The sequence below is a fragment of the Curtobacterium sp. PvP017 genome (genome assembly GCF_054060195.1).
In genome coordinates this window covers 171,021-194,054 of sequence record NZ_JBSSCY010000006.1, presented here as the reverse complement: position 1 = coordinate 194,054, position 23,034 = coordinate 171,021, and the positions used below count along the sequence as shown (strand labels likewise).

Here is a 23,034-nt window from a genome sequence, read left to right as displayed (position 1 = left end):
CGCGCTGGTGGAGACCCGGTCTCGCTGTGGAGAACTGCCCTGTGGACAACTCCGATCGCGTCGGTGGCGTGACCTAGCGTCGTGGTCATGGGGCAACAGCGTTCAGGACGGGTCGGCACGGTCGGGTGGCCGATCCTGGTGGCGGCCGCGCCCACCGCGGCGTTCCAGCTGCCGAACCTGTTCGCCACCCCGGCGGTCCGACTGTCACTCGTCGTGTTCGGGCTCGTCGTGCTGGCCGTCGCCGTGGCGGTGCAGGTGGTCCGGACTCGGCACGGCGACGCCGCGCGCTCGGCGGCCGAGGAGAACGCGACCGCGGCAGAGCTCGAACAGTCGACGGCGGTCCGGTACGCGTTCGGCCAGATCGCCACCCGGCTCGTCCGGTTCGCCGAACTGCCCCGTTCCGAGCGCCACGGCGAACTCTCCGTCGTCGCCGACCGCGTCGCCGTGGCCCTGGCGTTCTACCTGCTGCCGAAGGTGCCCGACGTCCGCGCCAACGTGTACCAGCTGTCCACCGATCTGCGTGCGCTCGAGCCGATCGGTCACGGGGGCGCCGGCGACACCGCCGGGGTCTTCCGCGCGGGCACGCCCTACGGCGACCGCAACCTCGAGTGGGTGCTGATCGGGGGATCACCCCGGATCGTCGGCGACCGCTCCGCCGACGTCGATGTCGACCAGGACGTGTCCGGCTTCGAACCGCGGTACTCCTCGTACGTCTCGGTGGTGATCCGGTCCGACCAGTACTCGTTCGGCATGCTCACCGTCGACTCCCCGGTCCCCGACGCCTTCACCGAACTCGACGCGAAGAACATCGCGATGATGGCCTCGTTCATGGCCGTGGCGTTCTCGTTGACCTACTCGTTCCCCGAGCGCGACCGCAATCCAAGGAAAGGCCCGTGATGCTCACACGCTCTGTCGGACGCTCGACGTACGATGCCCCCATGACGACCGTGAACCCTGCTCCGCCGTCGTTCGGGCGTGCCCGGATCTCATCGCCCAACTGGAACGACACCACCACCGACGCCGACTACGAAGACCTCGACGTCATCGCCGCCAACATCGAGCGCGAGCGCGAAGCAGCCCGGATCCGGGTCGCCGCAGCCATCGCCGCGCGCCTGGGTCGCTGACCCTTCCCGCATCCTCCACGACGAACGGCTCCCACGTGTGTGGGAGCCGTTCGTCGTGGAGCGTCGAGGCGCCGGGCGTCGCGACTACGGTGCCTTCGTCACGTCGATGACGACCTTGCCGACGGTGTCCTGCTCCACCGCGTCGTGCGCCTGGGCCGTCTGCTCGAGCGTGAACCGAGTGAGCGGGAGCCCGGCGTCCTCGCCGACCGGCAGCACGCCGTCGTGCAGTGCCTCGGTGACGTCCTCGGCCGCGGCGGCCAGGGCCTCGTCGCCGATCGTGTAGAGCAGCAGGAACTGGTACCGCGCGTTGACGCTCATGTTCGGGCGGATCGGCAGCGAGGCCTCGTCGCCGCCGTTGTTCGCGTAGATCGACACGACGCCGTGGTTCGCGAGCACGTCGGCGACCAGGGCGGCGTTCTGCGGGATCGACACCTCCACGACGATGTCGACGCCGTCAGGAGCGATGTCGCGAATGCGAGCCGCGGCGTCGTCCTGTCGGTAGTTCACGACGTGGTGGGCGCCCGCGGCGGTGGCGAGCGCCGCCTTATCGTCCGAGCTGATCGTCGTGATGACGGTCGCGCCGGCCCAGCGGGCGAGCTGGATCGCAGCGTGCCCCACGGCGCCGGCACCACCCGCGACGAGCACGGTGAAGCCGTCGAGGGATCCGGGACCGAGTCGCGCCGGACCGTCCTCGTGCGTGGTCAGGGCGCGGTGTGCCGTCATCGCCGGCACCCCCAGCGAGGCGCCGACGTCGAACGAGCTGCCGTCAGGCAGGCGGACCGCGCGGCTCTCCGGCACGACGGTGTACTCCTGCGCGGTGCCGGTCGGGCGCGAGGCGGCGGCCATGAAGAGCCAGACACGGTCACCGACGGCGAGGTCCTCGACGCCCGGGCCGACCGCGTCGACGACACCGGCGCCGTCCTGGTTCGGCGTGATCTCGGGGAACGGCAGGCCGTCGCCGTAGGTGCCGCCGGCCCGCGCCTTCCAGTCCGTCGGGTTCACGCCGGAGACGACGACGCGGACGCGGACCTCGCCGGCGCCGGGTTCGGGGACGTCCCGCTCGACGAGTTCGAGGACGCTGCTGTCACCGGGCTTCGTGTAGACGATCGATCGCATGCCCCCAGGCAACCACTCGCCGCCGTCGGGGATTCCGAGTGTGGGCGTGGCGACACTTCGTGAGCACAAATGGTCGGGTGCGTTCGGCGGACCCGACCATTTCTGCTCACGAAGCGCCCCCGCCCGCCCGCCCGCCGCCGCCAGCTCAGCGCGCGTCGTACTCCTCGCGCGACACGGCGACGTCGTCCATGTGGGACGTCGCCCACGCCTCGAGCGGCTCGAGCACCCGGCGGAGTGACCGCCCGCGATCGGTCAGTTCGTACTCGACGTGCGGCGGGATCTCCGGGAACACCGTGCGCGTCACGAGCCCGTCCCGTTCGAGCGCGCGGAGTGTCTGCGTGAGCATCTTCTGCGACACGCCCTGCACCCGGTTCGCGATCGCCGAGTACCGTTGCGGACCGTCGGCGAGGGTGCCGATCGTCAGCACGCTCCAGCGGTCGCCGATGCGGTCGAGCAACTGTCGGCTGGGGCAGTCCGCCGCGTAGGGGCTGTACTCGAGTGCTGACATCCTGGCCTGGCCTCCGTGACGACGGGCTCCGTTACGCACTGTGAGGTGCCTACTTACTCAAAGAGAGTAACTCTTGTACGGTGAGCAGCACCAGCCCCACGAAAGGAACAGCATGACCAGCATCGTCGTCTTCGGAGGCACCGGCTACGCCGGCTCCGCCATCACCCGCGAAGCCCTCTCCCGCGGCATCGCCGTCACCGCCGTCGCGCGCGACACGAGCAAGCTCGACGCCGCCGAGGGTCTGACCCTGGCGCAGGGCGACGCGTTCGACGCCGACTTCGTGGCCGAGGTCACGAAGGACGCCGACGTCATCGTCGTTGCGCTGCACGCGGTCCAGTCGGACGGCAGTGAACTCAAGGACAAGTTCCAGCACTTCGTCGACGCTGCGGCCAGCGCCGGTGCGCGGCTCGGCATCGTCGGCGGCGCCGGTTCGCTGCTCGTCGCCGAGGGCGGTCCGCGCCTGTTCGACTCGGCTGAGTTCCCGGACGCGTTCAAGGGCGAGGCGAAGAGCCACGCGCAGATCCTCGACGCGCTCCGTGCATCGGACACCGACGTCGACTGGTTCTACGTCAGCCCGGCCGCTGGCTACGGCAGCTACAACCCGGGCGAGCGTCGCGGCACGTACCGCACGACCGACGAGGTCCTGCTCGCCGACGCCGAGGGCAACTCGGACATCTCCGGTGACGACTTCGGTCTGGCCTTCGTCGACGAGATCGCGAACCCGGCGCACCACCAGACGCGCTTCGGCGTCGCCTACTGAGGCACACCCCGCTCAGGAACCAGGTTCCGGACACAGCACCGCGGATTTGCGTGGTTCAGTGTCCGGAACCTGGTTCCGGCAGACAATCTCGCGACCGCGCCCGCTCAGTGCGCGACGATCGCCGGCAGCGGCACGTGGTGGCGCATGCGCACCGCCACGTGCAGGCCTCCGCGGCGGGCGAGCACGAGCGCGATCACGGCGGCGGCCGCAGCGGGCACCCCGCCGGCGACCATCATGCCGACGTGGGCCCCGAAGTGGTCGACGACCTGGCCCATCAGCGGCCCGCCGATCGCCTGGCCGCCGAGCAGCACGAGCACGTAGAGCGACATCACCCGGCCGCGGATCGCCACGTTCGAGGACAGCTGCACGAGCGAGTTCGACGCGGTCTGGAACAGCAGCTGCGACATCCCGACGGCGACGAGCGCCACGGTGAACGGCGCGATCACGGGGATGGACCCGGAGACCACGAGCAGCACCCCGGTCCAGAAGACCCCGCCCACGATGGTCCGGAGCCGCACGACCGCCCGCCGCGTGGAGAGCAGGGCGCCGACGAGTGCGCCGATCGCCACGGCGGAGTTGAACACGCCGTACCCGGCGGCGCCGACGTCGTAGACCTGTGACGCGAAGGCCGACAGCAGCACGGGCATCGTCAGTGCGAACACCGAGAAGAACGCGACGAGGATCACCGGCACGATGATCGTCGGCTTGTTCACGGCGTAGCGGAGCCCCTCGATCAGCTGCCCCTTGCCGCGGGGCGCCGGGGGCGTCCGGTGCAGCTCCGAGACCTTCAGGAACCCGAGCGTCACGACGACGGCGACGCAGGCGATCGCGTTCACGCCGAACGACCACCCGGCCCCGACGGCGACGAGCAGTGCGCCGGACAGCGCCGGTCCGATCATGCCGCCCAGCTGGAACACCGACGAGTTCACGCTGATCGCGTTGCGGAGGTGCTGGTGCCCGACGATCTCGGTGACGAACACCTGCCGGGCTGGGTTGTCGATCACGGTGACCATGCCGACCAGGAACGCGATCACCCAGATGTGCCAGGCCTCGACCACCCCGGCCAGCGTCAGCACGGCGAGCAGCGCGGACAGCACCGCGAAGGCGCCCTGCGTGATCATCATCAGCGCACGCTTCGAGAACCGGTCCACGAGCACCCCGCCGAGCAGCCCGAACAGCAGCATCGGCGCGAACTGGCAGGCGACGGTGATGCCGACCTGCGCGACCGAGCCGGTCAGCTGCAGGACGAGCCAGTCCTGGGCGATGCGCTGCATCCACCCGGCGGTCATCGCGACGAGGTTGGTGGCCGTGAACAGCCGGAAGTTCGGCACGGACAGGGCGATGAGCGTGTGCCGCCAGGGCGGGCGGGTGGCCTGGATCGGGAGCGGTTCGGTGGGCGGGGGGAGGGTCGTCGATGACGCACTCACGGTGAGGGGTTCTCCGGACGTCGTTGCGGATCTGGTACCCCAACGAAACTACGTGACCGAGGTCTATTCGACACCCCTATGGTGGCTATCAATCCATTGCGATGTCGAATGACCGCGCGAACGACCGCGCGAACGACCGCGCGAACGACCGCGCGAACGACCGCGCGAACGAACGAGGTGCCCCGTGCTCGATCCGGTCCTGCTGCAGACCTTCCTGGCCGTCGCCGAGACGCAGAGCTTCACGCAGGCCGGAGCCCGCCTCGGCATCAGTCAGCCCACCGTGTCCCAGCACGTCCGGCGGCTCGAGACCGCGGTGTCCCGCACCCTCGTCGCACGCGACACCCGTGGCGTCACCCTCACCGACAACGGCGACGCGATGGCCGGCTTCGCCCGGACGATCCTCGCCGCGCACGCCACCGCGGACGCGTACTTCTCCGGGTCGGCGACTCGCGGGCGGCTCCGGTTCGGCGCGGCCGACGACCTGGCGATCACGCAGTTGCCGCGCATCCTCCGCGACTTCCGGCGGCTGCACCCGCAGGTGAACCTCGAGCTGACGGTGAACCAGTCGTCGCCGCTGCTGCGCCGGGTGCACGCCGGCCAGCTCGACCTGGTGTTCATCAAGCAGACCGCGGGGGAGTCCGCCGAGGGCACCCGCGTCGCGACCGACCAGATGGTGTGGATGGCGCAGGACGGCATCGCGGTCGAACGCGACGAGCCCGTGCCGCTCATCGCGTACCAGGCGCCGAGCATCAGCCGGCAGATGGCGATCGACGCCCTCGAGGCCGCCGGCCGCACCTGGCGGATCACCTGCAACACCCGCGATGTCAACGGTGTCCTGGCGGCGGTGCGGGCGGGGATCGGCGTGGCGGTGTTCCCGCACTCGCTCATCCCGGCGGACCTGGTGAAGGTGTCGCAGCGGCTGGGGCTGCCGGACCTGCCGGCGGTCGACTACGTCCTCATCGCCAACCCGACGGTGCAGCGCGAGCCGATCGACGCCCTGACGAACGCGATCCTGTCCCGCGGGGTCGTCCGCGCGGTCTGACCGCGACCGGCGTGCAGCGGACGCGCGGGCTACGGCGCGAGGGTCGGGGTCGTCCCGGTGCCGGTCAGGTCGGGCAGCGTCACCCCGGCGAGCGGCAGCAGCGCCGAGGCGACGGCCCACAGCAGCACGAGCGCGCCGACGCCACCGAGCACGGCACCGAGCAGCGCGACCGGCCGCTGCCACGTCGCCGCACGGTCGCGCAGCGTCACGATCGACACCACCAGCGCGAGGAGTCCGAGCACGACGCCGACGCCGTGCACGGTCGCCGGCGCGGTGAACCACCACGCCGCGAGTCCGAGCGTCGCGATGCCGGCCACGGCGCCCAGCACCGCGCCGGGCGTCGCACCGAGTGCACGGCGCGGCTCCGGCTCGGCGGCTGCGGCCACGGGCTGGTCGAGCAGTTCGGTCGGGAGGCCCGGGTCGGCCCCGACGGACGCACTCGCCTCGGCACGGGGTGCGGTCACGGGCACGACCGGGTTCGGCGCCATCGGTGCGGTCGACGAGGCGGTCGGCACCGACGGCGCCTGCAGGACCGCGTCGAAGGACCGCACGTGGGCGGACGCCGGGGTCGGTGCCGGTGTCACGGTGGCGGCGGCCTGCTGGTGGGCGAAGCGGCGGGGCGTGCGGAAGCCGATCGGGCCGACGGGTTCGGGCTCGGTGCCCTCGACGACGACGTGCTCCAGGCCGGGTACCGAGAACCGGGGCTGTCCGGCGGTGGGCACGGGCGACGGCGCGGGAGCCGGTGCGGTGCGGGGAGCGGCGTCGATCGGCGAGACCGGGGCGGGGGTGGAGGCCACGGCGGCGGTGTCGAACGGCACGGTGTGCACGGACGGTGAGGTCGGCGCCGGCGGCAGGAGGTCCTGCTGCGGCGGGTAGTCGGGGACCGCGACGTCGTCCTCGACGAGGGTCGCGATCGACGCGGGCTCCGGCGTCGGGTCGAGCGTGGCCGTTGGCTGCGGGGCGGAGCCGACCACGGCGGTGGGGGCGGGCGCACCGTGGGTGGTGCGCGACGTGGCGGGGGTGGGGCGAGCCTCCTGGCCGGTGCTCGCTGCGACGTCGGGGGCGAGCCGCTCGACGGCCACGGCCGGTTCGACGACCGGTGCGGTCACCCAGGACGGGACGGGACGGCGCGGCCGTTCCGAATCCTGCATGCGATGCGACGCCACTGCGGTGCTCCCTTCGTCGACTGATCCATCGTCAGTTCTAGCGGCAACGGTCGCGGATGTCGCAGCCCCAGTTCCGGGGTCGCCGGTACGTTCGGGGCATGACCGGAATCGAACACCGTCCACTGGGCCCCTCGGGGCTCGTCGTCTCCACCGTCGGCCTCGGCTGCAACAACTTCGGGCGACCGGGGACCGCCTCCGAGTCGCAGGAGGGCACCGACGCCGTCGTGCGGGCGGCCCTCGACGCCGGTGTCACGCTCTTCGACACCGCGGACATCTACGGCGGCCGGCCCGGCATGTCCGAGGAGATGCTCGGCCGGTCGATCGCGGGTCGGCGGGACGAGATCGTGCTCGCGACGAAGTTCGGCATGGACATGCAGGGCGCGAACGGCCCGGACTGGGGTGTCCGCGGCTCGCGGCGGTACGTCCGGCTGGCCGTCGAGTCGTCGCTCCGTCGCCTCGGCACGGACTGGATCGACCTGTACCAGATGCACCGGCCCGACGACGTGACGCCGATCGAGGAGACGCTGTCCGTCCTCGACGACCTGGTCCGCGAGGGCAAGATCCGGTACGTCGGACACTCGAACTTCGCCGGGTGGCAGATCGCCGAGGCCGAGCTGACGGCGTCGATCGCCGGCACCACCGCGTTCGTGTCCGCGCAGAACGAGTACAGCCCGCTCGCCCGAGCCGCCGAGGCCGAGGTGCTGCCGGCCGTCCGTGCGTACGCGCTCGGGTTCCTGCCGTTCTTCCCGCTGTACAACGGGCTGCTGACCGGCAAGTACACGAAGGCCGGGGGCCCGGCCGACGGGCGCCTGTCGACGTCGAAGCCGCAGCTGCTCGAGGACGCCCCGTGGGACGTCCTCGACGACTACCAGCGGTTCTGCGACCACCGCGGCGTCACGATGCTGCAGGCGACGTTCGCCTGGTTGCTCGCGCAGCCGGGGCTGTCGAGCGTCATCGCCGGAGCGACGAAGCCGGAGCAGATCACGCAGAACGTCGAGGCGGGCACCACCTGGACGCCGACCGAGGACGACATCGCCGACATGACGGAGATCTTCGACCGGGCGTAGTGCCCGCCGCCCGCCGCGGGGGCCGAGGCTCGGGGCGTCAGCGGGTCGCTGCCCGCAGGGCCTCGCGCAACTGGTCGGCGGTCAGGCGCGGGCCGTAGCCGGGGGTGTCCCGCTGGATGCGCCAGCCCTCGGCGAGGGGGCCGGCGTCGACGACGTCGAAGCCGAACTGGTCGATGAGGTCCGTGGTGACCTGCTTCGCTTCGGCGTCGTCGCCCGCGACCACGAGGGCGCGGCGGTCCGGGGTGCCGGCCGGGGTGGCGTGGCCGGTGAGGTCCGCGGCGCCGATGTGGTTGAACGCCTTGACGACCCGGGCGCCCGGCAGGTGGTCCTGCAGCAGCTCGGCGGTCGTCGTCGACCCGTCGTCGAGCGCGGCGATGTGGCCGTCGCGCTCCCAGTAGTAGTTGTTCGTGTCGATGACGACCTTGCCGACGAGCGGTTCCGCGGGGATCGTGTCGATCGCGGCGAGCGGCACGGTGACGACGACGACCTCGCCCGCGGCGGCTGCTTCGTCGCGGGTGGCCGCACGGGCCCGGTCGCCGAGCTCGGTGACCAGGTCGGTCAGGGTCTCGGGGCCGCGGGAGTTCGCGATCACCACCTGGTGGCCGTGCTGCACCGCGAGTCGTGCGAGTTGGGATCCGATGTTGCCTGCGCCGATGATGCCGATCGTTGTCATGGTGTCCATCCAACGCTCGGCGGCCACGAGCATTCCCCGTGGAGCGCGTGCGCCCGGGGCGGAGCATGATGGCGGCATGGACCACGAGTTCCGCGACGAGACCGACCAGGACCGCTACGCCATGTACGTCGGCGGCGAGCTCGTGAGCGTGCTCGACTACCGCGAGAACGGCGACGCGATCGCGTTCCCGCACACGTACACGGTGCCGAAGCACCGCGGGCACGGCTACGCGGCCGAGCTCGTCGAGTACGCGGTCGCGGACGTCGAGTCGAACTCGACGAAGCGGGTCGTGCCGATGTGCTGGTTCGTCGGCAAGTGGTTCGACGAGCACCCCGAGAAGTCAGACCTGCTCATCCGCAGTGCCGCGGACTGAGCCGACGCGAGAAGAGGGCCACATGCCCACCATCACCCCGTTCCTCTGGTACGACGACCAGGCCGAGCAGGCTGCCCGGTACTACGTCGACCTGTTCCCCGGCAGCTCGATCGACAGCGTGGCGAAGACCCCGGACGGCGCGACGCTGGTCGTCGAGTTCACGTTGCTCGGGCAGCCGTACCGGGCGATGAACGGCGGCCCGGGACACCCGCACACCGACGCCGTCTCGTTCCAGGTCGACGTGGACACGCAGGACGAACTCGACCGCGTCTGGGACGCCCTGCTCGCCGACGGCGGGAAGCCGACCATGTGCGGCTGGTTGTTCGACCGTTGGGGTGTGGCCTGGCAGGTGACGCCGTCGATGATGGGCGAGCTGATGACCGGGTCGGGCGATCCCGAGTCGAACGCCCGTGTCTTCCAGGCGATGATGACGATGCAGAAGCTCGACATCTCCGCACTCCGGGCCGCAGCCGCCGGCCACTGAGTCCGAACCTCGCGTACCGCCCGGTATGGTGTCGGCACGGAAGACCGCCGGCCGGCGCCGGCACCGACAGGCTGGAGCCACGATGGACCACCCGAGCTCCCAGATCCGGAACAGTGAGATCGGCCGGGCGTACACCGAACTCGCCCGGATCACCCGGCGTGCGAGCATCCGCGCCCGCGGTTCGGACGACGCGCTGAGCGTCGTCGACCAGTCCCTCGTCGACTTCGTGGTGCAGCACCCCGGCTGCATGGCCATCGACATCGCCCGGTACCTGCGCCTGAACCGCTCGACGATCTCCCGCCAGCTCTCCGGTCTCCTCGCCACGGGCCTGATCCGGACGACCGACGGCGGCACCGGCAACGCGAAGCCGCTGGAGGCGACGGACGCCGGCCGCACCGCGCTCGAACGCTCCGTGCAACTGCACCGCGACGCGCTGGAGGAGCGGCTCGCCGGCTGGTCCGACGACGACATCGCCCTGCTCGCCGGCCTGCTGGAACGGCTCGGCGCCTCGGACGAGGCCGGGCTGCCGATGCCCGGGCGCGCGACGACGTGACGACCTCGTTCGTCCTGCTCTCCGACACGCACCTGCCGAAGCGGGCGAAGGACCTGCCCGCGGCGCTCTGGTCCGACGTCGACGCCGCCGACCTCGTGGTGCACGCGGGGGACTGGGTCGACCTTGCCACCCTCGACGCCGTGCAGGCCCGATCGCGCCGGTTCGAGGGGGTGCGCGGCAACAACGACGGCGCCGAGTTCGACGACCGGCTCCCGCTCGTCGCCCGCTTCGCCGTCGAGGACCTGCGCTTCGCCCTGGTGCACGAGACCGGCGCCGCGACGGGCCGGGAGCGCCGGATGGCCGCCGAGTACCCGGACGTCGACGTGCTCGTCTTCGGGCACTCGCACATCCCGTGGGACACCGTCGCGCCGTCGGGCCTGCGGCTGCTCAACCCCGGGTCGCCCACCGATCGTCGCCGGCAGCCGGACTTCACGTGGATGCGCGGGACGGTGACCGGCGCGGACCTGACCGTCGAGCTGGTGCGCCTGCCGCCGCCCGCGCGCTGACCCGAGATCCGCCCCAGCCACCCCGTTCGCGAAAGCGACAGATCCCCGCGGAACATCGGCGGACATCTGTCGCTTTCGCGGGGTGGTCGGCGGTCGTCAGCGTAGAAGTGACGCTTCCGCGGCAATGACCCTGGCACCAGCGCCGGCACCCAACCCCAGCGGCATCTCGAAGAACGCCAGCTCCCACTCGGTCGAGCGGCGGAACGCCCGCGCCATCCGTCCTCGCTCGGCCGGGGTCGCGGCTGCTGCCGTCTCCTCGACCAACCGGGTCGCCTCGGCGCTCGACGCCGCGAAGCCCTCGTCGCCGTACGCGGCGATCCAGTCCGCGAACGGGTGTCCGTCCGGCGCCGTGCCGAGCTGCGCGCCCACCCAGGCGTAGACCAGGAAGCAGGGGAGCACCGCCGCGGCGAGCACAGCCGCCGACCCGGAGTCCGCCGCCCGTTGCAGGTGCGCCAGGTACCCGGCGCACGTCGGGTGGACTGGGTCGTCGGCGTGGGTGCCGGCGAGCCGTCGGTGGTGCAGGTCGCGGGCTTCGGCGGCACACCCCTCGGACGCCGCAGCCCAGAACGCGGCAGCCGCAGGACCAGCACCAGCACCGGCAGCGCTCGCCGCCAGCGCCGCGAGGTGCCGCTCGTAGGCCCGCAGGTAGTGCACGTCCTGTGCGAGGTACCCCGCGAACACGTCCGCATCGAGCGTCCCGTCCCGCAGCCCCACGAGGAACCCGCACTCGATCGTCGACCGCAGCAGGGAGCCGACGTCCTCCCACCACACGTCGGTGGACGGGATCACGGGCAGCGCGGCGCGGACCACGGCGCCGTGGTCGATCGGCCCGTTGCCGGACCCGACCCGCAGCGCATCGGCTCCCTGCAGCGCCGCCGTCAGCCAGGGCTTCGCCACCCCGACCGCGAGTTCCCAGTCCCCGTGCCGGGCGGCGAGCGTCGCGATCGCGCTCGACAGCGAGCACCCGGTGCCGTGCGTGTTCCTCGTCGCCACGCGGGGAGCCGTGAACCGCCGAACGGACCCCGAGGGCGACACGAGCACGTCGTCGGAGGTCGGCCCCTCGTCGTGCCCGCCCTTCGCCAGCACGAGGACGTCCCACGTCGACGCCACGAGCCGCGCAGCATCCAGCGACGACAGCGGAGCCCGCGACGGAGCCCCGGCGAGCTCCGCCAGCACCGCCAGCTCGGCCCGGTTCGGCGTGACCAGGTCGGCCAGGGCGAACAACGTGCCCATCGCGGCGGCGGCGTCCTCGTCCAGCAGCCGGTCCCCGCTCGTCGCCACCATCACCGGGTCCACGACGACCACGTGCGGCCGGTACTCCCGCAGCCAGTCCGTCACGGTCCGCACGACCTCGGATGTGCCGAGCATGCCGATCTTGACGGCGTCGATCACCACGTCGTCGGACACCGCGTCGAGCTGCTCCCGCAGGAACGCGACGTCCGGCACGTGCACCGACCGCACGCCGTGCGTGTTCTGCGCGACGAGGGCCGTCACCACCCCCATGCCGTAGCCGTCGTGCGCGGCGATCGCCTTGAGGTCGGCCTGCAGCCCGGCGCCGCCGGTCGGGTCGGTCCCGGCGACGGCCAGGACGCGCGGGACGGTCACGAGTCCGCCCCGTGGTGCGAGGAGGCCGGGAGGAACGGATCACCCTGGGTGGACCGCCCCCGCTCCGCCCCGTGCCCGGTTCCAGAGCCCCACGCGGTCACGTACGCGGCCGCCGCGGATCCCGGGTCGGCCGCGGCGCAGATGCCCGACACGATCGCGACCCCGGCAGCGCCCGCTGCTCGAAGCGGCACGACGTCGTCGAGCGTGACGCCGCCGATCGCCACGCACCGTACCTCGGTCGCGGCGGCCAGCCGGGCGAACCCGTCGTGGCCGAGCGCCGGCGGGTGGTCGGCCTTCGTCGCCGTGGGGTGCACGACCCCGACGCCGAGCAGGTCGACGGTGCCGCGGGGCAGCCGCTCGACGGCAGCCAGGTGCTCGAGCGTGTTCGCCGTCAACCCGACGTGCGCGTCCGGCCCGAGCAGCGCCCGCGCGGCCGTCACGGGCACGTCCGACTGGCCGAGGTGCACCCCGGCGACCCGGTGCCCCGCGTGCCGAGCGGCGAGGGCGACGTCGAGCCGGTCGTCGACCACCACGATCGCGCGGTCCCCGACGGCGTCGGCCACGGCGGCCGTCAGGGCGAGCAGGTCACGGGCCGAGGCGTCCTTGTCCCGCACCTGCACGATCCCGACCCCGGCGTGCACCGCGGCGCGGACCACCCCGAGCACCCCGACACCGTGCCGGTCGGCCAGCGCGCCGTCGGTGACCAGGTAGACGCCGACGTCCCGCCGCGGCCCGCTCATGCCGGCACCACCAGGGACGCGGGCTCGGCCTCGACCGTGATCCGGGCCTCGCGGACGACGTCCTCCGGGGTGAGCGACGCCAACCGGTCGAGGAACAGCGGCTGGAACGTGCCGGGGCCGCCGGCCTCGCGTGCGGCGAGCTCCGCGGCGATGGTGTGCACCGCGGTCGCGGCGACGGCGGCCGCGCCGGCGTCGTCGGGCGCGACCGACGTGAACGCGGCGACGACCGCGCCGAGGGCACACCCGCCCCCGGTGATCCGCGTCAACAGGTCGGTGCCGTTCGCGACCCGCACCACACCGGTGCCCGGCGCGACCAGCAGGTCGACGGGACCCGACACGGCCACCGCGGCCACGAGCCTCCCGGTCGACGCCTGCACGGACGCGAGACGGGCGTCCTCGGTGCCCACCGTGCTGTCGACGCCGCGGCCACCGGCCGAGTCGCCGAGCAGGGCGAGCACCTCGGAGGCGTTGCCCCGCAGCACCGTCGGGTGCAACCCGAGCAGGTCGCGGGCCAGGGCGGTGCGCACCGGCAGCGAGCCGACGGCGACGGGGTCGAGCACCCACGGGGTGCCCGCGTCGCGAGCGGCGTGCGCGGCCTCGAGCGCGGCCACCCGCGGTTCGGCGTGCGGGGTGCCGGTGTTCACCAACAGGGCATCGGCCACCCGGGCGAACGGCCCCGCTTCGGTCGGGACGTCGACCATCGCGGGTGACGCACCGAGCGCGAGCAGCACGTTCGCGGTGACGTTCTGCACCACGGTGTTCGTGATGCACTGCACCAACGGACTCCGGGCACGGACGGCCTCGAGCAGTTCGGCGGTTCGGTGGGCCCAATCAGGGGAGGGCGCAGCGGTTTCCATGGACGATCCCTTCGCGAGTACGAGCTCGAGCAGGTTCGACGGGTGTGATCTCAGCCGCTGGTTGCGGCACCCCGTGTCTCGAGCGACACCGTACACGAGCCGCTGCGTGGTGCCACGGCCGTCGTCTCCGGTCACATGTCCGGCCCCGTGTGACAGGGTTGACGGGTGCCAGACACCACGCCTCCCGGACCGCCCCCGGGCCCCCGCGACCCCGGCGACGCCTGGGCGGTCGGCCCCGACGGCACCAAGGCCTGGGGACTCTTCGGCGCCGCCGGACTGCTCGTCGACGACGGCGCCGGACGCGTGCTCCTGCAGCACCGCGTCGAGTGGAGCCACCACGGCGGCACCTGGGGCATCCCCGGCGGCGCACGACACCAGGGCGAGGACGCCGTCACCGGCGCACTCCGCGAGTCCGCGGAGGAAGCCGGGGTGCCGCACGACGGCGTCGACCTGCGCCACACCGCACTGCTCGACCTGGGGTTCTGGACCTACACGACCGTCGTGGGGCGCGCCTCCCGGCCCTTCGAACCGGTCATCGCGGACCGCGAGAGCATCGCGCTCTCCTGGATCCCCGTCGACGACGTCGACGACCTCCCGCTGCACCCCGGGTTCGGCAGGTCGTGGCCGGCCCTCCGCGCGTCCATCACCACCACGCCGCACATCGTCGTCGACGCCGCGAACGTCGTCGGCAGCGTGCCCGACGGGTGGTGGAAGGACCGCGCGGGCGCCGCTGCGCGCCTGCTGTCGTCGGTGACGGCGCTCGCCGCGTCCGGGGTGCCGGCCGACCTGCTCGCGTTGCCGTTCGCCCGGTGGTGGCCGCGGTGGACGGTGGTGCTCGAGGGTGCAGCCCGTGGTGCTTCGGCGGACGGGACCGACGGGTCCGGACCGGTCGAGGTCGTGCAGGCTCCGGGCTCCGGCGACGACGCGATCGTGTCGGCTGCGCAGTCCGCGGTGGACGCGGGGGACGGCCCCGTCGTGGTCGTCACCGCCGACCGTGAGCTCCGAGCCCGCGTCGAGGCGATCGGCGCCGTCGTGCACGGACCGTCCTGGCTGCGCGACCAGTCCTAGCGGGGCGGAGTGACACGGCGCGCCGTGTCACTCGCCGTGACGTGTTGTTCACACCGCTGTGTCACGAGCGGACCCACTCGTCGGTACGCTGGCCGGACGTCAACGGAGACGCACACACAGGAGGTTCTCCATGGAGCGGATCACCAGGGCCGACGACCGAGTCCACCGCCCGGCCGGGCCGTGGACACCGACCGTCCACCGGCTGCTCGCACACCTGCACGAACAGGGGTTCGTCGCGGCACCGGAGCCGATCGAGCACGGCGACACCCTCGAGACGGTGTCGTTCGTCCCCGGGGTCGCGGGGGAGTACCCGTGGACCGAGGACGTCGCGAGCGAAGCCGCCCTCGTCACGAGCGCCCGGCTGCTCCGGCAGTTCCACGACGCCGCAGCCACCTATCCGTTGGACGCATCGCGGGACTGCTGGTCCCAGGCCGAGCGGACACCCGTCGAGACGATCGTGCACGGCGACTTCGCCCCGTACAACTGCGTCTACGACGGCATCCAGGCCGTGGGGCTCATCGACTTCGACACCGCCCACCCTGGGCCCCGCGTCTGGGACGTCGCGAGTGCCGTGTACCGGTTCGCCCCGTTCACCACGGGGGCCGTCGAGGGCATGACCGCCCCCGCCCTCGAGGACAGGCTCGCCCGTGCCGCGGAGTTCTGCCGTGCCTACGACCTCGACGCCCGCTCCCGCAGCGTCCTCGCCGAGACGATGACCGCGTCCCTCGTCGCGATGGTCACCACCATGGAGACGGAGGCCGCCGCGGGCAACCCGAAGTTCGTCAGTGACCTGGCGCACGGGCACGCCGACCTGTACCGGGCCGACGTCGCCTACCTCGAGCAGCACGCCGACGCCATCGCCGCCGCCGTCGCGTGACCCCGACCCCTGCGCAGCTCCGCACGCTGCGGCTCGCCGCGCAGGGGATCGCGGTCCCCGGGCTCGACCCCACCGCCGCCGTCGAGCGGATGACCGCCGTGCAGGGGCAGGACCTCGGCCAGGCGCTCTGGGCCATCGGGGTCCGCGCACCCGGAGCGACCCGCGACGACGTCCGCGCCGCCTTCGACCGCGGTGCACTCGTCCGCTCCTGGCCGATGCGGGGAACCCTGCACGCCGTGCGCCCCGACGACCTGCGACTCCTGCTCTCCCTGACCGCCGAACGGACCCTGCGGAGCATCGCCCGGCGCGCCACCGAACTCGGCATCGACCGGCCCCTGCTCGACCGAGCACGGGACACCACCGTCGCCGCGCTCTCCGGCGGTCGTGCCCTCGTCCGCGACGAACTCTTCGAGGAGTACCGCGCCGCCGGCATCGACCCCGCCGCCGGCCGCGGCTACCACCTGCTGCTGCAGCTCTCGCAGGAGGGACTCGTCGCCTGGGGACCCACCGCCCGCGTCGGCCAGGGACTCGTGCTCCTCGACGAGTGGGCACCGGCGGCCGCCGAGGTCCCCGACCGCGACGAAGCACTCCGCCGCGTCCTCGTCGGCTACCTGCGCGGCCGGGGTCCCGCCACCGAGACCGACGCCGCCGGCTGGACGAAGCTCCCGCTCCGCGACCTCCGCCGTGCCCGAGCCGCAGCCGGCGACGCCGTCGAGGACCTCGGCGACGGACTCCTCGCGCTGGCCGACCGTCCCACCACCGGCGGGTCACCCACCGGGCACCTGCTGCCCGGGTTCGACGAGTACCTGCTCGGGTACGCCGACCGCTCCGCCCAGCTCGACCCCGCACACGCCGACCGGGTGGTGCCGGGGGCCAACGGCATGTTCCTGCCCATGGCCGTCGTCCGCGGTCGGGTCGTCGGCACCTGGAAGCGGACCGAGCGCGCCGGCGGGGTCCTCGTCACCGTCACGCCCTTCGCGGCACTCGACACCGCTGCGGTGCGCGCGCTCGAGGCGGCCGCCGCACGGTACGCGCGGTTCCTCGATGCGCCCGTCGCGTTCGGGGTGGTGGAGGCGACCAGCCGCTGACCGCAGCCGGTGGTGTCGAGTCCATCCCAGCCTCCAGGCCGTCCCCAGCAACCACGCGGCGGACTCGTACCCTGCCTCGGGTAATGTCGCAGGGCCATGACCGACAGCCCGGCCGACGCCACCCCGTACGAAGTCCTCGGCGTCCCCGCGACCGCCGACGACGACGCGCTCCGCCGCGCCTACCGGCGCGCTGCTCGCGAATCCCACCCCGACCTCGGCGGTGACGCGCAGCACTTCCGGCGCGTCCAGCTCGCCTGGGAACGCATCGGCACGCCCGCTGCGCGCCGCGCCTACGACGCCGGCTCCCGCGGCTCGTTCGGCAGCAGCGGTACCGGGCCGTTCAGCACGTCCGGTGCGTCCGGTGCGTCGGGTGCGTCCGGTTCGTCGACCGGGAGGCCCGACTCCGGTCGCGACGCCTACGCACCTCCGTCAGCCCGTCGCGACACCCGCCCCCGCGCGCGGTCCCACGGACACCCCGGCGGACGCTCCCGCGAGGTCTTCCTGCAGGCGGAACGCGAGTGGGTCGGACTCGGCGACCCCATCGAGGACCCCTACGACCCCACCCTCATCCGGTCGGCGCCCCGGCACATCAGGCGGCTGCTCGGCGAAGCACTCGCCGAGGAGGCCACCGCCTCGATCGTCTCGGACATGGGCATCGGCGTGACGGTGTGGCACGACCTGGACGCCGGCGCCGAGGGCAAGCTCGACCACGCCGTCCTGACCCCGAGCGGACTCTGGGCCGTCGAGTCGATCGACTGGGGCGCCCCGGTGCGGGTGGAGCACGGCGACATCGTCGGCGAGACCCTGGCGCCGGGGGAACGACCGGTCAAGGAGCTCGTCCGCGCCGCCCGTGCCGTGCAGAAGCAGACCCGGGTGCGGTTCACCGGCCGCTTGCTCGTCGTGCCGGACTCCGCCGTCGAGGTCGACGTGCAGCTCGTCGGCTCCCCGAAGAAGCCGACCGCGCTCGTCGTCCGTCGCAGTGCGCTCGGGCAGGTCCTGAACGGCGTGTGGTCCCCGCCCGGATCGGTCGACGTGTTCGAGATCCGCGACCGCCTGCAGCAGACCGTCCGCTTCGTCTGAGGTCCGGCGGGGGTCAGTAGCCGCGGAGCTTCTCGAGGTCGCGGCGCTCCCGCTTGCTCGGGCGTCCGGCACCGCGGTCACGCATCGGGACGAACCCGGCCTCTTCCTTGGAGAGCCGCGGCGGGGTCTTGTCCTCGAAGTGCTTCGCGGCCTCGGGTGCGCTCGTCCGCTTCAGGATGATGCCCGTGACGATGACGATCCGGTCGAAGCCGTTCTGCCGCACCCGGACCTCGTCGCCGGGGCCGATCGGCTGCGCGGGCTTCGCGCGCTCGCCGTTCACCCGGACGTGCCCGGCCTTGCACGCGGCGGTCGCAGCGGAGCGGGTCTTGGTGATCCGCACCGCCCAGATCCAGCTGTCCACGCGAGCCTTGGCCATCCCCTCACTCTAGGCGGCCCCTACGCTGGGCGGGTGAGCACCGGGGAGCAGGCGGCGATCGCGCGGGCCCGAGCGCTCGGCGTGCTGCACGACGCCGCGATCGGGGACCGGCTCGTCGTCCGGGCGCACCACGGCGACGGTGCACAGGACGCCCTCGGAGACCTCGTCGCCCGCAGCCCCGACACCGTGACGATCGCCACCCGCCGCGGCCTGGTCGAGGTCCGGCTCGCCGACGTCGTCGCCGCGAAGCCCGTCCCACCGCCCCCGGCCCCGCGCGCGCCCCGCCGCTGACCTCGCACCGTGCGAGGTTCGTGCGCCGTTGGTCGCGCTCGCACGGTGCAGGGTTCGTCAGGCCGTGCGAGCGAGGTTGCTCGGTGCGAGCTTGCTGCGCTGCACGGAGCCGCCAACCTCGCACCGGTTGGCGGCAGACGCACCGTGCACGTTTCGCGTCGCCGCGCCCGCACGGTGCAGGGTTCGTCAGTCCGCGCAAGCGAGGTCGCTGGGTGCGAGCTTGCTGCGCTGCACGGAGCCGCCAACCTCGCACCCTGCGACGAGACCCGCACCGTGCGAGGCGCACGCACCCGCCCGCGCCCACACGGCGAGCCGCACCCCTCCGCGCCCCGCACCCGACGTAGCCTCGTGCCATGGCAGTCCCCGTCCCGCTCGGCACCGAGGACCGCACCGCCCGCCTCACCCTCCGCCGCCCCGACCAGTGGCGCCGCGAGGACTCAGCCCAGGCGGACCTGCGCGTCACCGGCGACGACATCGTCCTCACCGTCCGATCCCGCCCCAGCGACCGTGCGATCGGCGACGAGAACACGGGGCTCCTCGCGAGACTGCCCGGCTCCGTCGAGGGCCTGCTGCTCGTCGGCTGCGACACCTGGACCGCCGCCGGTGCTCCCGCGCGCCTGGTCGAGTACGTCCGTCCCGACGAACACGGCGACGTCGCCGGCGCACACCTGCTCTTCGTCACCGGCCGGCACCGCGTCGACCTGACGATCGAACGGCCCCTGGCGCGACTCCTCGAGACCGACGAACTCGTGTTCGCCGTCCTCGAGAGCGTCCGCGCGACCGAACCGTCCCCGGTCCGCCCCGAGCGGGACCTCGAACCACTGCCCACCCCGGTGCCCGGCCCGGAGCTCGACGGCCCCCGCCTGAGCGCCGACGCGGTCGGCACGCTCAAGAGCCTCGCCGGACGTCGCTGGAACCCGACGCTCCTCCGCACGGCGGCGGGCCGCGAACTCATCGAGGCGGGCCTCGTCGGCCGGCTCGGCACGCTGCCGGAGTCGACCCAGACACTGCTCGAACCGTGGCAGGGCGATGCCCAGCCGGTCACGCTGGAACAGCACCTGCCCGACGGTGGCGAGTCGCGCCTCCAGGCCTGGTCGCAGACCGTCGTGGACGGGACCGCCGAGGCGGGCGCGGTGGTCGCGTCCGTCACGCCGGACCGCGCGGTCGCGCTGACGGCCGGGAGGCTCGGCATCGGTCCGACGTGGACCTTCCCGTTCCGCACGGGGTCGCTGCCAGGGCACCTGCTCGGCCGCCGGCTGGCCGGCGGCTCCGACGCACCGGACCTGCCGGAGGCACTCATCGAGGCGGACCCGCGGCTCGCGCGCTTCTGGGCGGCGCCGTGGACGGTGTCGTACCTGCGGCGGCCGGGCAAGCCGAAGCCCGTGACGATCGTGCGCGCCGAGGGGATCGGCTTCGCGCGGGTGGGCAAGACGGAGGCCGGGGAGACCGTCTTCCAGACGGACTCCCCGGCCAACGTGTACCGGTCGGTGGTGCGGGCGCTGCTTCCTTCCGCTTAGGCGGCCGGGCCGGCGGTCAGGGTGACGGTGACGGTCTTGGCGGCGCCGGTGCTGTCGGTGTAGCCGACCACGACCTTGTCACCGACGGAGTGCGACTGCACGGCGGCGGTGAGCTCGTCCGAGGTCGTGACCGTGGTCCCGCCCAGGCTCGTGATCGTGTCGCCCTCGGCCAGGCCGGCGCTCGCGGCCCCGGAACCCTCGACCGTGCCGGCGACGGCCACACCGCTCGTCGTGCCCGCGGTGCTGCTGACCTGGACCCCGAGGAACGCGGGCAGGCCGATGGTGATCGTGCTCGACGACTCCCCGTCCAGGATCTTCTCGGCGATCGCCTTCGCGGTGGTGATCGGGATGGCGTACCCGGTGACGTCCGCGGTGCCCGAGGACGCCGCGGTCGCCATGCCGACGACCTCGCCCTCGCTGTCGACGACGGGGCCGCCGGAGTCGCCGGAGACGATGTCCGCCGCGATCTCGATCAGACCGGACAGCGACTCGGTGCCGGTGCCGGACTCGCTCTGCACCTGGATGTCCTGGTCGGTGGCGGTGACGGTGCCCTCGGCGGCGACGAGGTTGCCCGTGCCCTCCGCGTTGCCGACGTCGGTGACGGTGTCGCCGGTGCTCGGCTCGCCGTCGTCGTCGAGCGTGACGGTGGACAAACCGGACGCGTTCTCGAGCTTCAGGACGGCGACGTCGTTCGTGGCGTCGGTGCCCACCACGTCGGCCTTGTACTCCTTGCCCGTGGTCTCGTCGGTGACGGTGATGCTCGTGGCGCCCTGGATGACGTGGTTGTTCGTCAGGACCGTGCCGTCCGCGCTGAGGATCATGCCGGTGCCGGCAGCCTGCGAGGACTCGTCGTAGTTCAGGACGGTGTTGATCGTCACGACGCCCTTCTTCTGGGCGGCGGTCGCTGCGGTGGCGGGGGACTGGGTCGTCCCGGTCCCGGTCCCGGTCCCGGTCCCGGTGCCGCTGTCGCTCCCGGTGCCGTCGCCGGGCACCGTGAAGCCGTTCGTCCCGTCGCTGCTGCCGGTGCCGTCGGTACCGGATCCGCTGTCGGGCAGCGTCGTGGTGCCCTGCGACTGGCTCGACGTGGTCGTCGTGCTCTGCGAGGACAGACCCAGTGCGGTGCCGCCGGCGGCGCCCACGATGGCGAGTGCCGCGATCCCGGAGCCGATCATCAGCCCGAGGCGCCGCGGGCGCTTCGTGACCGCACCCGGGTGGTTCGCCGTCGCCGCGGTGTGCGCCCAGGCGTGGTGGGTGCCGGTGAGTGCCGGGCTGCCGATCAGGTACGGGCCGCGGCCGTCGGGGGAGTAGGCGTACGGGCCGGAGCCGTCCGGGCCGTACAGGTACGGGCCGGAGCCGTCGAAGGCGTAGGCCGGACGGAGGGTGGCGGGGTCGGCGTGCGGTGCCTCCCAGCGCATCCCGTACGCCTGCTGCTGCCGCTGCTGCTCCGCGCCGTCGGTCCGGGCGCTGCCCTGCTCGTCGTGCTCGCGGTCGGCGTCGGCGGCGGGGTTCGGGGTCTCGTTCATCGGTGCTCTCCGGTCGTCCCTCGACGACCCGGGCGGGTGTCGATGGAGACCAGTACAGGCGGCGATCCGATGACGAGCCTATGAACGGACCCAGCGGATGCTCCGGGCTTGCTCGGGGGACGCCGAGTGCGCTGCCCGGTCGGTCGCGTGGGCGTCCGTTAGGGTTGCCTTACTCCCCATGCGCTCCTCCACGTCCGCGCCTCCGGCGCCCGCCTCCGTCTCCCGCCTGGTCGGGGCGACCGTGCTGGCCGTCGTCGTCCTCGCCGTGGCGTGCGCGCTGTCGATCGCCTACGGATCCCGGCCGATCCCGCTCGGCACCGTGCTCGACACCGTCCTGCACCCGGGGCGGAACGACGAGGTCGGGCTGATCGTGCTCGGCAACCGCGTCCCGCGCACCGTCGTCGGGCTCCTCGCCGGTGCGGCCCTCGGTGTCGCCGGCGCGGTGATGCAGGGGGTGACCCGCAACCCGCTCGCCGACCCGAGCGTCCTCGGCATCAACTCCGGTGCGGCCCTCGCCGTGGTCGCCGGCATCGCGCTCTTCGGGGTGAGCGGCACAGCCGCCTACCTGCCGTTCGCGTTCGTCGGTGCTGCCCTCGCGGCACTGCTCGTCTACGGGATCGCCGCCGTCGCCCGCCGCGGGCTGTCACCGGTCGGCCTCGCGCTGTCCGGCGCCGTGGTCGCCGCCGCGCTGTCGTCGATCACGACCGCGGTGCTCGTGACGAACGCGAGTCTGCTCGACCAGCTGCGGTTCTGGCAGGTCGGCGCACTCGCCGGCAAGGACCTCGGCACTGCGGGCATCATCACGGCCCCCGTGCTGATCGGTCTCGTGATCGCGTTCGGCCTCGGACGGTCGCTCAACACCCTCGCCCTCGGCGACGAGCTCGCGGCGTCGCTCGGACAGCGCGTGGTGCTCGTGCGGGCCGTCGGCGGACTCGTGACGGTGCTGCTCGCCGGGTCCGCGGTGGCCGCAGCCGGGCCGGTCGCGTTCGTCGGGCTCGCCGTGCCGCACGCCGTCCGTCGCCTGAGCGGCCCCGACCACCGGTGGACGATCCTGCTCTCCGCGATCGTCGCCCCGGCGCTGTTGCTGGTGGCCGACGTCATCGGGCGCGTCGTGGCGTACCCGGGCGAGCTGCAGGTGGGCATCGTCACGGCGCTCATCGGTGCGCCGGTGTTCATCGCGCTCGTGCGGTCGAGGGCGGTGCGGGGCCTGTGA

26 protein-coding genes and 1 riboswitch are annotated in these 23,034 nt (G+C 73.1%); of the genes, 16 read left to right on the top strand and 10 right to left on the bottom strand.

All coding sequences use genetic code 11. The annotated features are described in order from the left end of the window. Window positions 1-87: 87 nt before the first annotated feature. Window positions 88-897 (top strand): hypothetical protein, encoded by an 810-nt coding sequence (locus ACVKXF_RS13350; protein ID WP_456795982.1) that lies wholly within the window; start codon window positions 88-90, stop codon window positions 895-897. Window positions 898-938: 41 nt separating this feature from the next. Further along, the gene (locus tag ACVKXF_RS13345; RefSeq protein WP_123312988.1) at window positions 939-1,124 is read left to right on the top strand and encodes a hypothetical protein; all 186 of its coding nucleotides are present in this window, start codon (window positions 939-941) and stop codon (window positions 1,122-1,124) included. An 84-nt stretch (window positions 1,125-1,208) separates the two neighbouring features. Here the strand turns inward: ACVKXF_RS13345 and ACVKXF_RS13340 are convergent, their stop codons facing one another. Together ACVKXF_RS13340 and ACVKXF_RS13335 are read right to left on the bottom strand one after the other, a co-directional pair. After that, window positions 1,209-2,240 carry an NADPH:quinone reductase gene (locus ACVKXF_RS13340; protein ID WP_456795981.1) on the bottom strand — a complete coding sequence of 344 codons (1,032 nt, stop codon included), beginning with the start codon at window positions 2,238-2,240 and terminating at the stop codon, window positions 1,209-1,211. A 145-nt stretch (window positions 2,241-2,385) separates the two neighbouring features. Further along, a complete protein-coding gene (locus ACVKXF_RS13335) occupies window positions 2,386-2,748 on the bottom strand; it encodes a winged helix-turn-helix transcriptional regulator (RefSeq protein ID WP_222660651.1) in 363 nt (120 codons plus the stop codon). Between the two features lie 112 nt (window positions 2,749-2,860). Here ACVKXF_RS13335 and ACVKXF_RS13330 point away from each other — a divergent pair, with 112 nt between their 5' ends. After that, window positions 2,861-3,508, top strand: a complete 648-nt coding sequence (locus ACVKXF_RS13330) for an NAD(P)-dependent oxidoreductase (RefSeq protein WP_396290920.1) — start codon at window positions 2,861-2,863, stop codon at window positions 3,506-3,508. Between the two features lie 104 nt (window positions 3,509-3,612). Here ACVKXF_RS13330 and ACVKXF_RS13325 read toward each other — a convergent pair whose 3' ends face one another. After that, window positions 3,613-4,935 (bottom strand): MFS transporter, encoded by a 1,323-nt coding sequence (locus ACVKXF_RS13325; protein WP_123312984.1) that lies wholly within the window; start codon window positions 4,933-4,935, stop codon window positions 3,613-3,615. Window positions 4,936-5,119: 184 nt separating this feature from the next. Between ACVKXF_RS13325 and ACVKXF_RS13320 the strand changes: the two genes are divergently transcribed. Further along, entirely contained in the window at window positions 5,120-5,977 is an 858-nt protein-coding gene (locus tag ACVKXF_RS13320; RefSeq protein ID WP_123292823.1) for a LysR substrate-binding domain-containing protein, read from the top strand. 29 nt (window positions 5,978-6,006) lie between these two features. Here ACVKXF_RS13320 and ACVKXF_RS13315 read toward each other — a convergent pair whose 3' ends face one another. Then, window positions 6,007-7,086: a hypothetical protein gene (locus tag ACVKXF_RS13315; protein WP_456795980.1), complete on the bottom strand. Its 1,080-nt coding sequence runs from the start codon at window positions 7,084-7,086 to the stop codon at window positions 6,007-6,009. 155 nt (window positions 7,087-7,241) lie between these two features. Between ACVKXF_RS13315 and ACVKXF_RS13310 the strand changes: the two genes are divergently transcribed. Then, on the top strand, window positions 7,242-8,210 hold the full coding sequence (locus ACVKXF_RS13310) for an aldo/keto reductase (RefSeq protein WP_123312982.1): 969 nt from the start codon (window positions 7,242-7,244) through the stop codon (window positions 8,208-8,210). Between the two features lie 37 nt (window positions 8,211-8,247). Here ACVKXF_RS13310 and ACVKXF_RS13305 read toward each other — a convergent pair whose 3' ends face one another. Then, window positions 8,248-8,883, bottom strand: a complete 636-nt coding sequence (locus tag ACVKXF_RS13305) for an NADPH-dependent F420 reductase (protein WP_456795979.1) — start codon at window positions 8,881-8,883, stop codon at window positions 8,248-8,250. 76 nt (window positions 8,884-8,959) lie between these two features. On the opposite strand from ACVKXF_RS13305, the gene ACVKXF_RS13300 reads away from it, so the two are divergent. The 4 genes from ACVKXF_RS13300 (at window position 8,960) to ACVKXF_RS13285 (ending at window position 10,799) form a co-directional block, all read left to right on the top strand. Beyond that, a complete protein-coding gene (locus ACVKXF_RS13300) occupies window positions 8,960-9,256 on the top strand; it encodes a GNAT family N-acetyltransferase (RefSeq protein WP_222660658.1) in 297 nt (98 codons plus the stop codon). A gap of 22 nt (window positions 9,257-9,278) precedes the next feature. Next, window positions 9,279-9,740, top strand: a complete 462-nt coding sequence (locus tag ACVKXF_RS13295; protein WP_123312980.1) for a VOC family protein — start codon at window positions 9,279-9,281, stop codon at window positions 9,738-9,740. A gap of 82 nt (window positions 9,741-9,822) precedes the next feature. Then, window positions 9,823-10,293 (top strand): MarR family winged helix-turn-helix transcriptional regulator, encoded by a 471-nt coding sequence (locus ACVKXF_RS13290; protein ID WP_456795978.1) that lies wholly within the window; start codon window positions 9,823-9,825, stop codon window positions 10,291-10,293. After that, window positions 10,290-10,799, top strand: a complete 510-nt coding sequence (locus ACVKXF_RS13285; protein ID WP_456795977.1) for a metallophosphoesterase family protein — start codon at window positions 10,290-10,292, stop codon at window positions 10,797-10,799. Before ACVKXF_RS13290 ends, ACVKXF_RS13285 begins: the two co-directional genes overlap by 4 nt. Window positions 10,800-10,895: 96 nt before the next feature. Here ACVKXF_RS13285 and thiD read toward each other — a convergent pair whose 3' ends face one another. The 3 genes from thiD to thiM form a co-directional block, all read right to left on the bottom strand. After that, window positions 10,896-12,404, bottom strand: a complete 1,509-nt coding sequence (gene thiD / locus ACVKXF_RS13280) for a bifunctional hydroxymethylpyrimidine kinase/phosphomethylpyrimidine kinase (RefSeq protein ID WP_456795976.1) — start codon at window positions 12,402-12,404, stop codon at window positions 10,896-10,898. Then, complete coding sequence (gene thiE / locus ACVKXF_RS13275; RefSeq protein WP_456795975.1) at window positions 12,401-13,144, bottom strand: thiamine phosphate synthase; 744 nt, start codon at window positions 13,142-13,144, stop codon at window positions 12,401-12,403. The genes thiD and thiE overlap by 4 nt, the downstream gene beginning before the upstream one ends. Then, a complete protein-coding gene (gene thiM / locus ACVKXF_RS13270) occupies window positions 13,141-14,001 on the bottom strand; it encodes a hydroxyethylthiazole kinase (RefSeq protein ID WP_456795974.1) in 861 nt (286 codons plus the stop codon). Before thiM ends, thiE begins: the two co-directional genes overlap by 4 nt. Further along, a riboswitch (TPP riboswitch) is annotated at window positions 13,990-14,085 on the bottom strand. It overlaps the preceding gene by 12 nt. An 81-nt stretch (window positions 14,086-14,166) precedes the next feature. On the opposite strand from thiM, the gene ACVKXF_RS13265 reads away from it, so the two are divergent. From ACVKXF_RS13265 to ACVKXF_RS13250, 4 genes are all read left to right on the top strand, one after another. Next, on the top strand, window positions 14,167-15,069 hold the full coding sequence (locus ACVKXF_RS13265) for an NUDIX domain-containing protein (protein WP_456795973.1): 903 nt from the start codon (window positions 14,167-14,169) through the stop codon (window positions 15,067-15,069). 130 nt (window positions 15,070-15,199) lie between these two features. Then, window positions 15,200-15,946: a phosphotransferase enzyme family protein gene (locus ACVKXF_RS13260; RefSeq protein WP_340197126.1), complete on the top strand. Its 747-nt coding sequence runs from the start codon at window positions 15,200-15,202 to the stop codon at window positions 15,944-15,946. Next, the gene (locus tag ACVKXF_RS13255) at window positions 15,943-17,034 is read left to right on the top strand and encodes a winged helix DNA-binding domain-containing protein (RefSeq protein ID WP_456795972.1); all 1,092 of its coding nucleotides are present in this window, start codon (window positions 15,943-15,945) and stop codon (window positions 17,032-17,034) included. The genes ACVKXF_RS13260 and ACVKXF_RS13255 overlap by 4 nt, the downstream gene beginning before the upstream one ends. 96 nt (window positions 17,035-17,130) lie before the next feature. Continuing rightward, the gene (locus ACVKXF_RS13250; RefSeq protein WP_340197124.1) at window positions 17,131-18,114 is read left to right on the top strand and encodes a DnaJ domain-containing protein; all 984 of its coding nucleotides are present in this window, start codon (window positions 17,131-17,133) and stop codon (window positions 18,112-18,114) included. A 13-nt stretch (window positions 18,115-18,127) separates the two neighbouring features. Here the strand turns inward: ACVKXF_RS13250 and ACVKXF_RS13245 are convergent, their stop codons facing one another. After that, window positions 18,128-18,490 carry an RNA-binding S4 domain-containing protein gene (locus tag ACVKXF_RS13245; protein WP_340197122.1) on the bottom strand — a complete coding sequence of 121 codons (363 nt, stop codon included), beginning with the start codon at window positions 18,488-18,490 and terminating at the stop codon, window positions 18,128-18,130. Between the two features lie 33 nt (window positions 18,491-18,523). On the opposite strand from ACVKXF_RS13245, the gene ACVKXF_RS13240 reads away from it, so the two are divergent. Both ACVKXF_RS13240 and ACVKXF_RS13235 read left to right on the top strand, forming a co-directional pair. Then, window positions 18,524-18,781, top strand: a complete 258-nt coding sequence (locus ACVKXF_RS13240) for a hypothetical protein (protein ID WP_456795971.1) — start codon at window positions 18,524-18,526, stop codon at window positions 18,779-18,781. Between the two features lie 353 nt (window positions 18,782-19,134). Next, entirely contained in the window at window positions 19,135-20,298 is a 1,164-nt protein-coding gene (locus ACVKXF_RS13235; RefSeq protein WP_456795970.1) for a hypothetical protein, read from the top strand. Here the strand turns inward: ACVKXF_RS13235 and ACVKXF_RS13230 are convergent. Then, on the bottom strand, window positions 20,295-21,821 hold the full coding sequence (locus ACVKXF_RS13230; RefSeq protein ID WP_456795969.1) for a S1C family serine protease: 1,527 nt from the start codon (window positions 21,819-21,821) through the stop codon (window positions 20,295-20,297). The genes ACVKXF_RS13235 and ACVKXF_RS13230 overlap by 4 nt on opposite strands. A gap of 178 nt (window positions 21,822-21,999) precedes the next feature. Between ACVKXF_RS13230 and ACVKXF_RS13225 the strand changes: the two genes are divergently transcribed. Continuing rightward, entirely contained in the window at window positions 22,000-23,034 is a 1,035-nt protein-coding gene (locus ACVKXF_RS13225; protein ID WP_123312969.1) for a FecCD family ABC transporter permease, read from the top strand.

Excerpts from the sequence above, each read along its gene's own strand:
- ACVKXF_RS13350 (WP_456795982.1), top strand. The coding sequence starts at position 88 with ATGGGGCAACAGCGTTCAGGACGGGTCGGCACGGTCGGGTGGCCGATC.
- ACVKXF_RS13345 (WP_123312988.1), top strand. The coding sequence starts at position 939 with ATGACGACCGTGAACCCTGCTCCGCCGTCGTTCGGGCGTGCCCGGATC.
- ACVKXF_RS13340 (WP_456795981.1), bottom strand. The coding sequence starts at position 2,240 with ATGCGATCGATCGTCTACACGAAGCCCGGTGACAGCAGCGTCCTCGAA.
- ACVKXF_RS13335 (WP_222660651.1), bottom strand. The coding sequence starts at position 2,748 with ATGTCAGCACTCGAGTACAGCCCCTACGCGGCGGACTGCCCCAGCCGA.
- ACVKXF_RS13330 (WP_396290920.1), top strand. The coding sequence starts at position 2,861 with ATGACCAGCATCGTCGTCTTCGGAGGCACCGGCTACGCCGGCTCCGCC.
- ACVKXF_RS13310 (WP_123312982.1), top strand. The coding sequence starts at position 7,242 with ATGACCGGAATCGAACACCGTCCACTGGGCCCCTCGGGGCTCGTCGTC.
- ACVKXF_RS13305 (WP_456795979.1), bottom strand. The coding sequence starts at position 8,883 with ATGACAACGATCGGCATCATCGGCGCAGGCAACATCGGATCCCAACTC.
- ACVKXF_RS13300 (WP_222660658.1), top strand. The coding sequence starts at position 8,960 with ATGGACCACGAGTTCCGCGACGAGACCGACCAGGACCGCTACGCCATG.
- ACVKXF_RS13295 (WP_123312980.1), top strand. The coding sequence starts at position 9,279 with ATGCCCACCATCACCCCGTTCCTCTGGTACGACGACCAGGCCGAGCAG.
- ACVKXF_RS13290 (WP_456795978.1), top strand. The coding sequence starts at position 9,823 with ATGGACCACCCGAGCTCCCAGATCCGGAACAGTGAGATCGGCCGGGCG.
- thiE (WP_456795975.1), bottom strand. The coding sequence starts at position 13,144 with ATGAGCGGGCCGCGGCGGGACGTCGGCGTCTACCTGGTCACCGACGGC.
- thiM (WP_456795974.1), bottom strand. The coding sequence starts at position 14,001 with ATGGAAACCGCTGCGCCCTCCCCTGATTGGGCCCACCGAACCGCCGAA.
- ACVKXF_RS13260 (WP_340197126.1), top strand. The coding sequence starts at position 15,200 with ATGGAGCGGATCACCAGGGCCGACGACCGAGTCCACCGCCCGGCCGGG.
- ACVKXF_RS13250 (WP_340197124.1), top strand. The coding sequence starts at position 17,131 with ATGACCGACAGCCCGGCCGACGCCACCCCGTACGAAGTCCTCGGCGTC.
- ACVKXF_RS13245 (WP_340197122.1), bottom strand. The coding sequence starts at position 18,490 with ATGGCCAAGGCTCGCGTGGACAGCTGGATCTGGGCGGTGCGGATCACC.
- ACVKXF_RS13235 (WP_456795970.1), top strand. The coding sequence starts at position 19,135 with ATGGCAGTCCCCGTCCCGCTCGGCACCGAGGACCGCACCGCCCGCCTC.
- ACVKXF_RS13230 (WP_456795969.1), bottom strand. The coding sequence starts at position 21,821 with ATGAACGAGACCCCGAACCCCGCCGCCGACGCCGACCGCGAGCACGAC.
- ACVKXF_RS13225 (WP_123312969.1), top strand. The coding sequence starts at position 22,000 with ATGCGCTCCTCCACGTCCGCGCCTCCGGCGCCCGCCTCCGTCTCCCGC.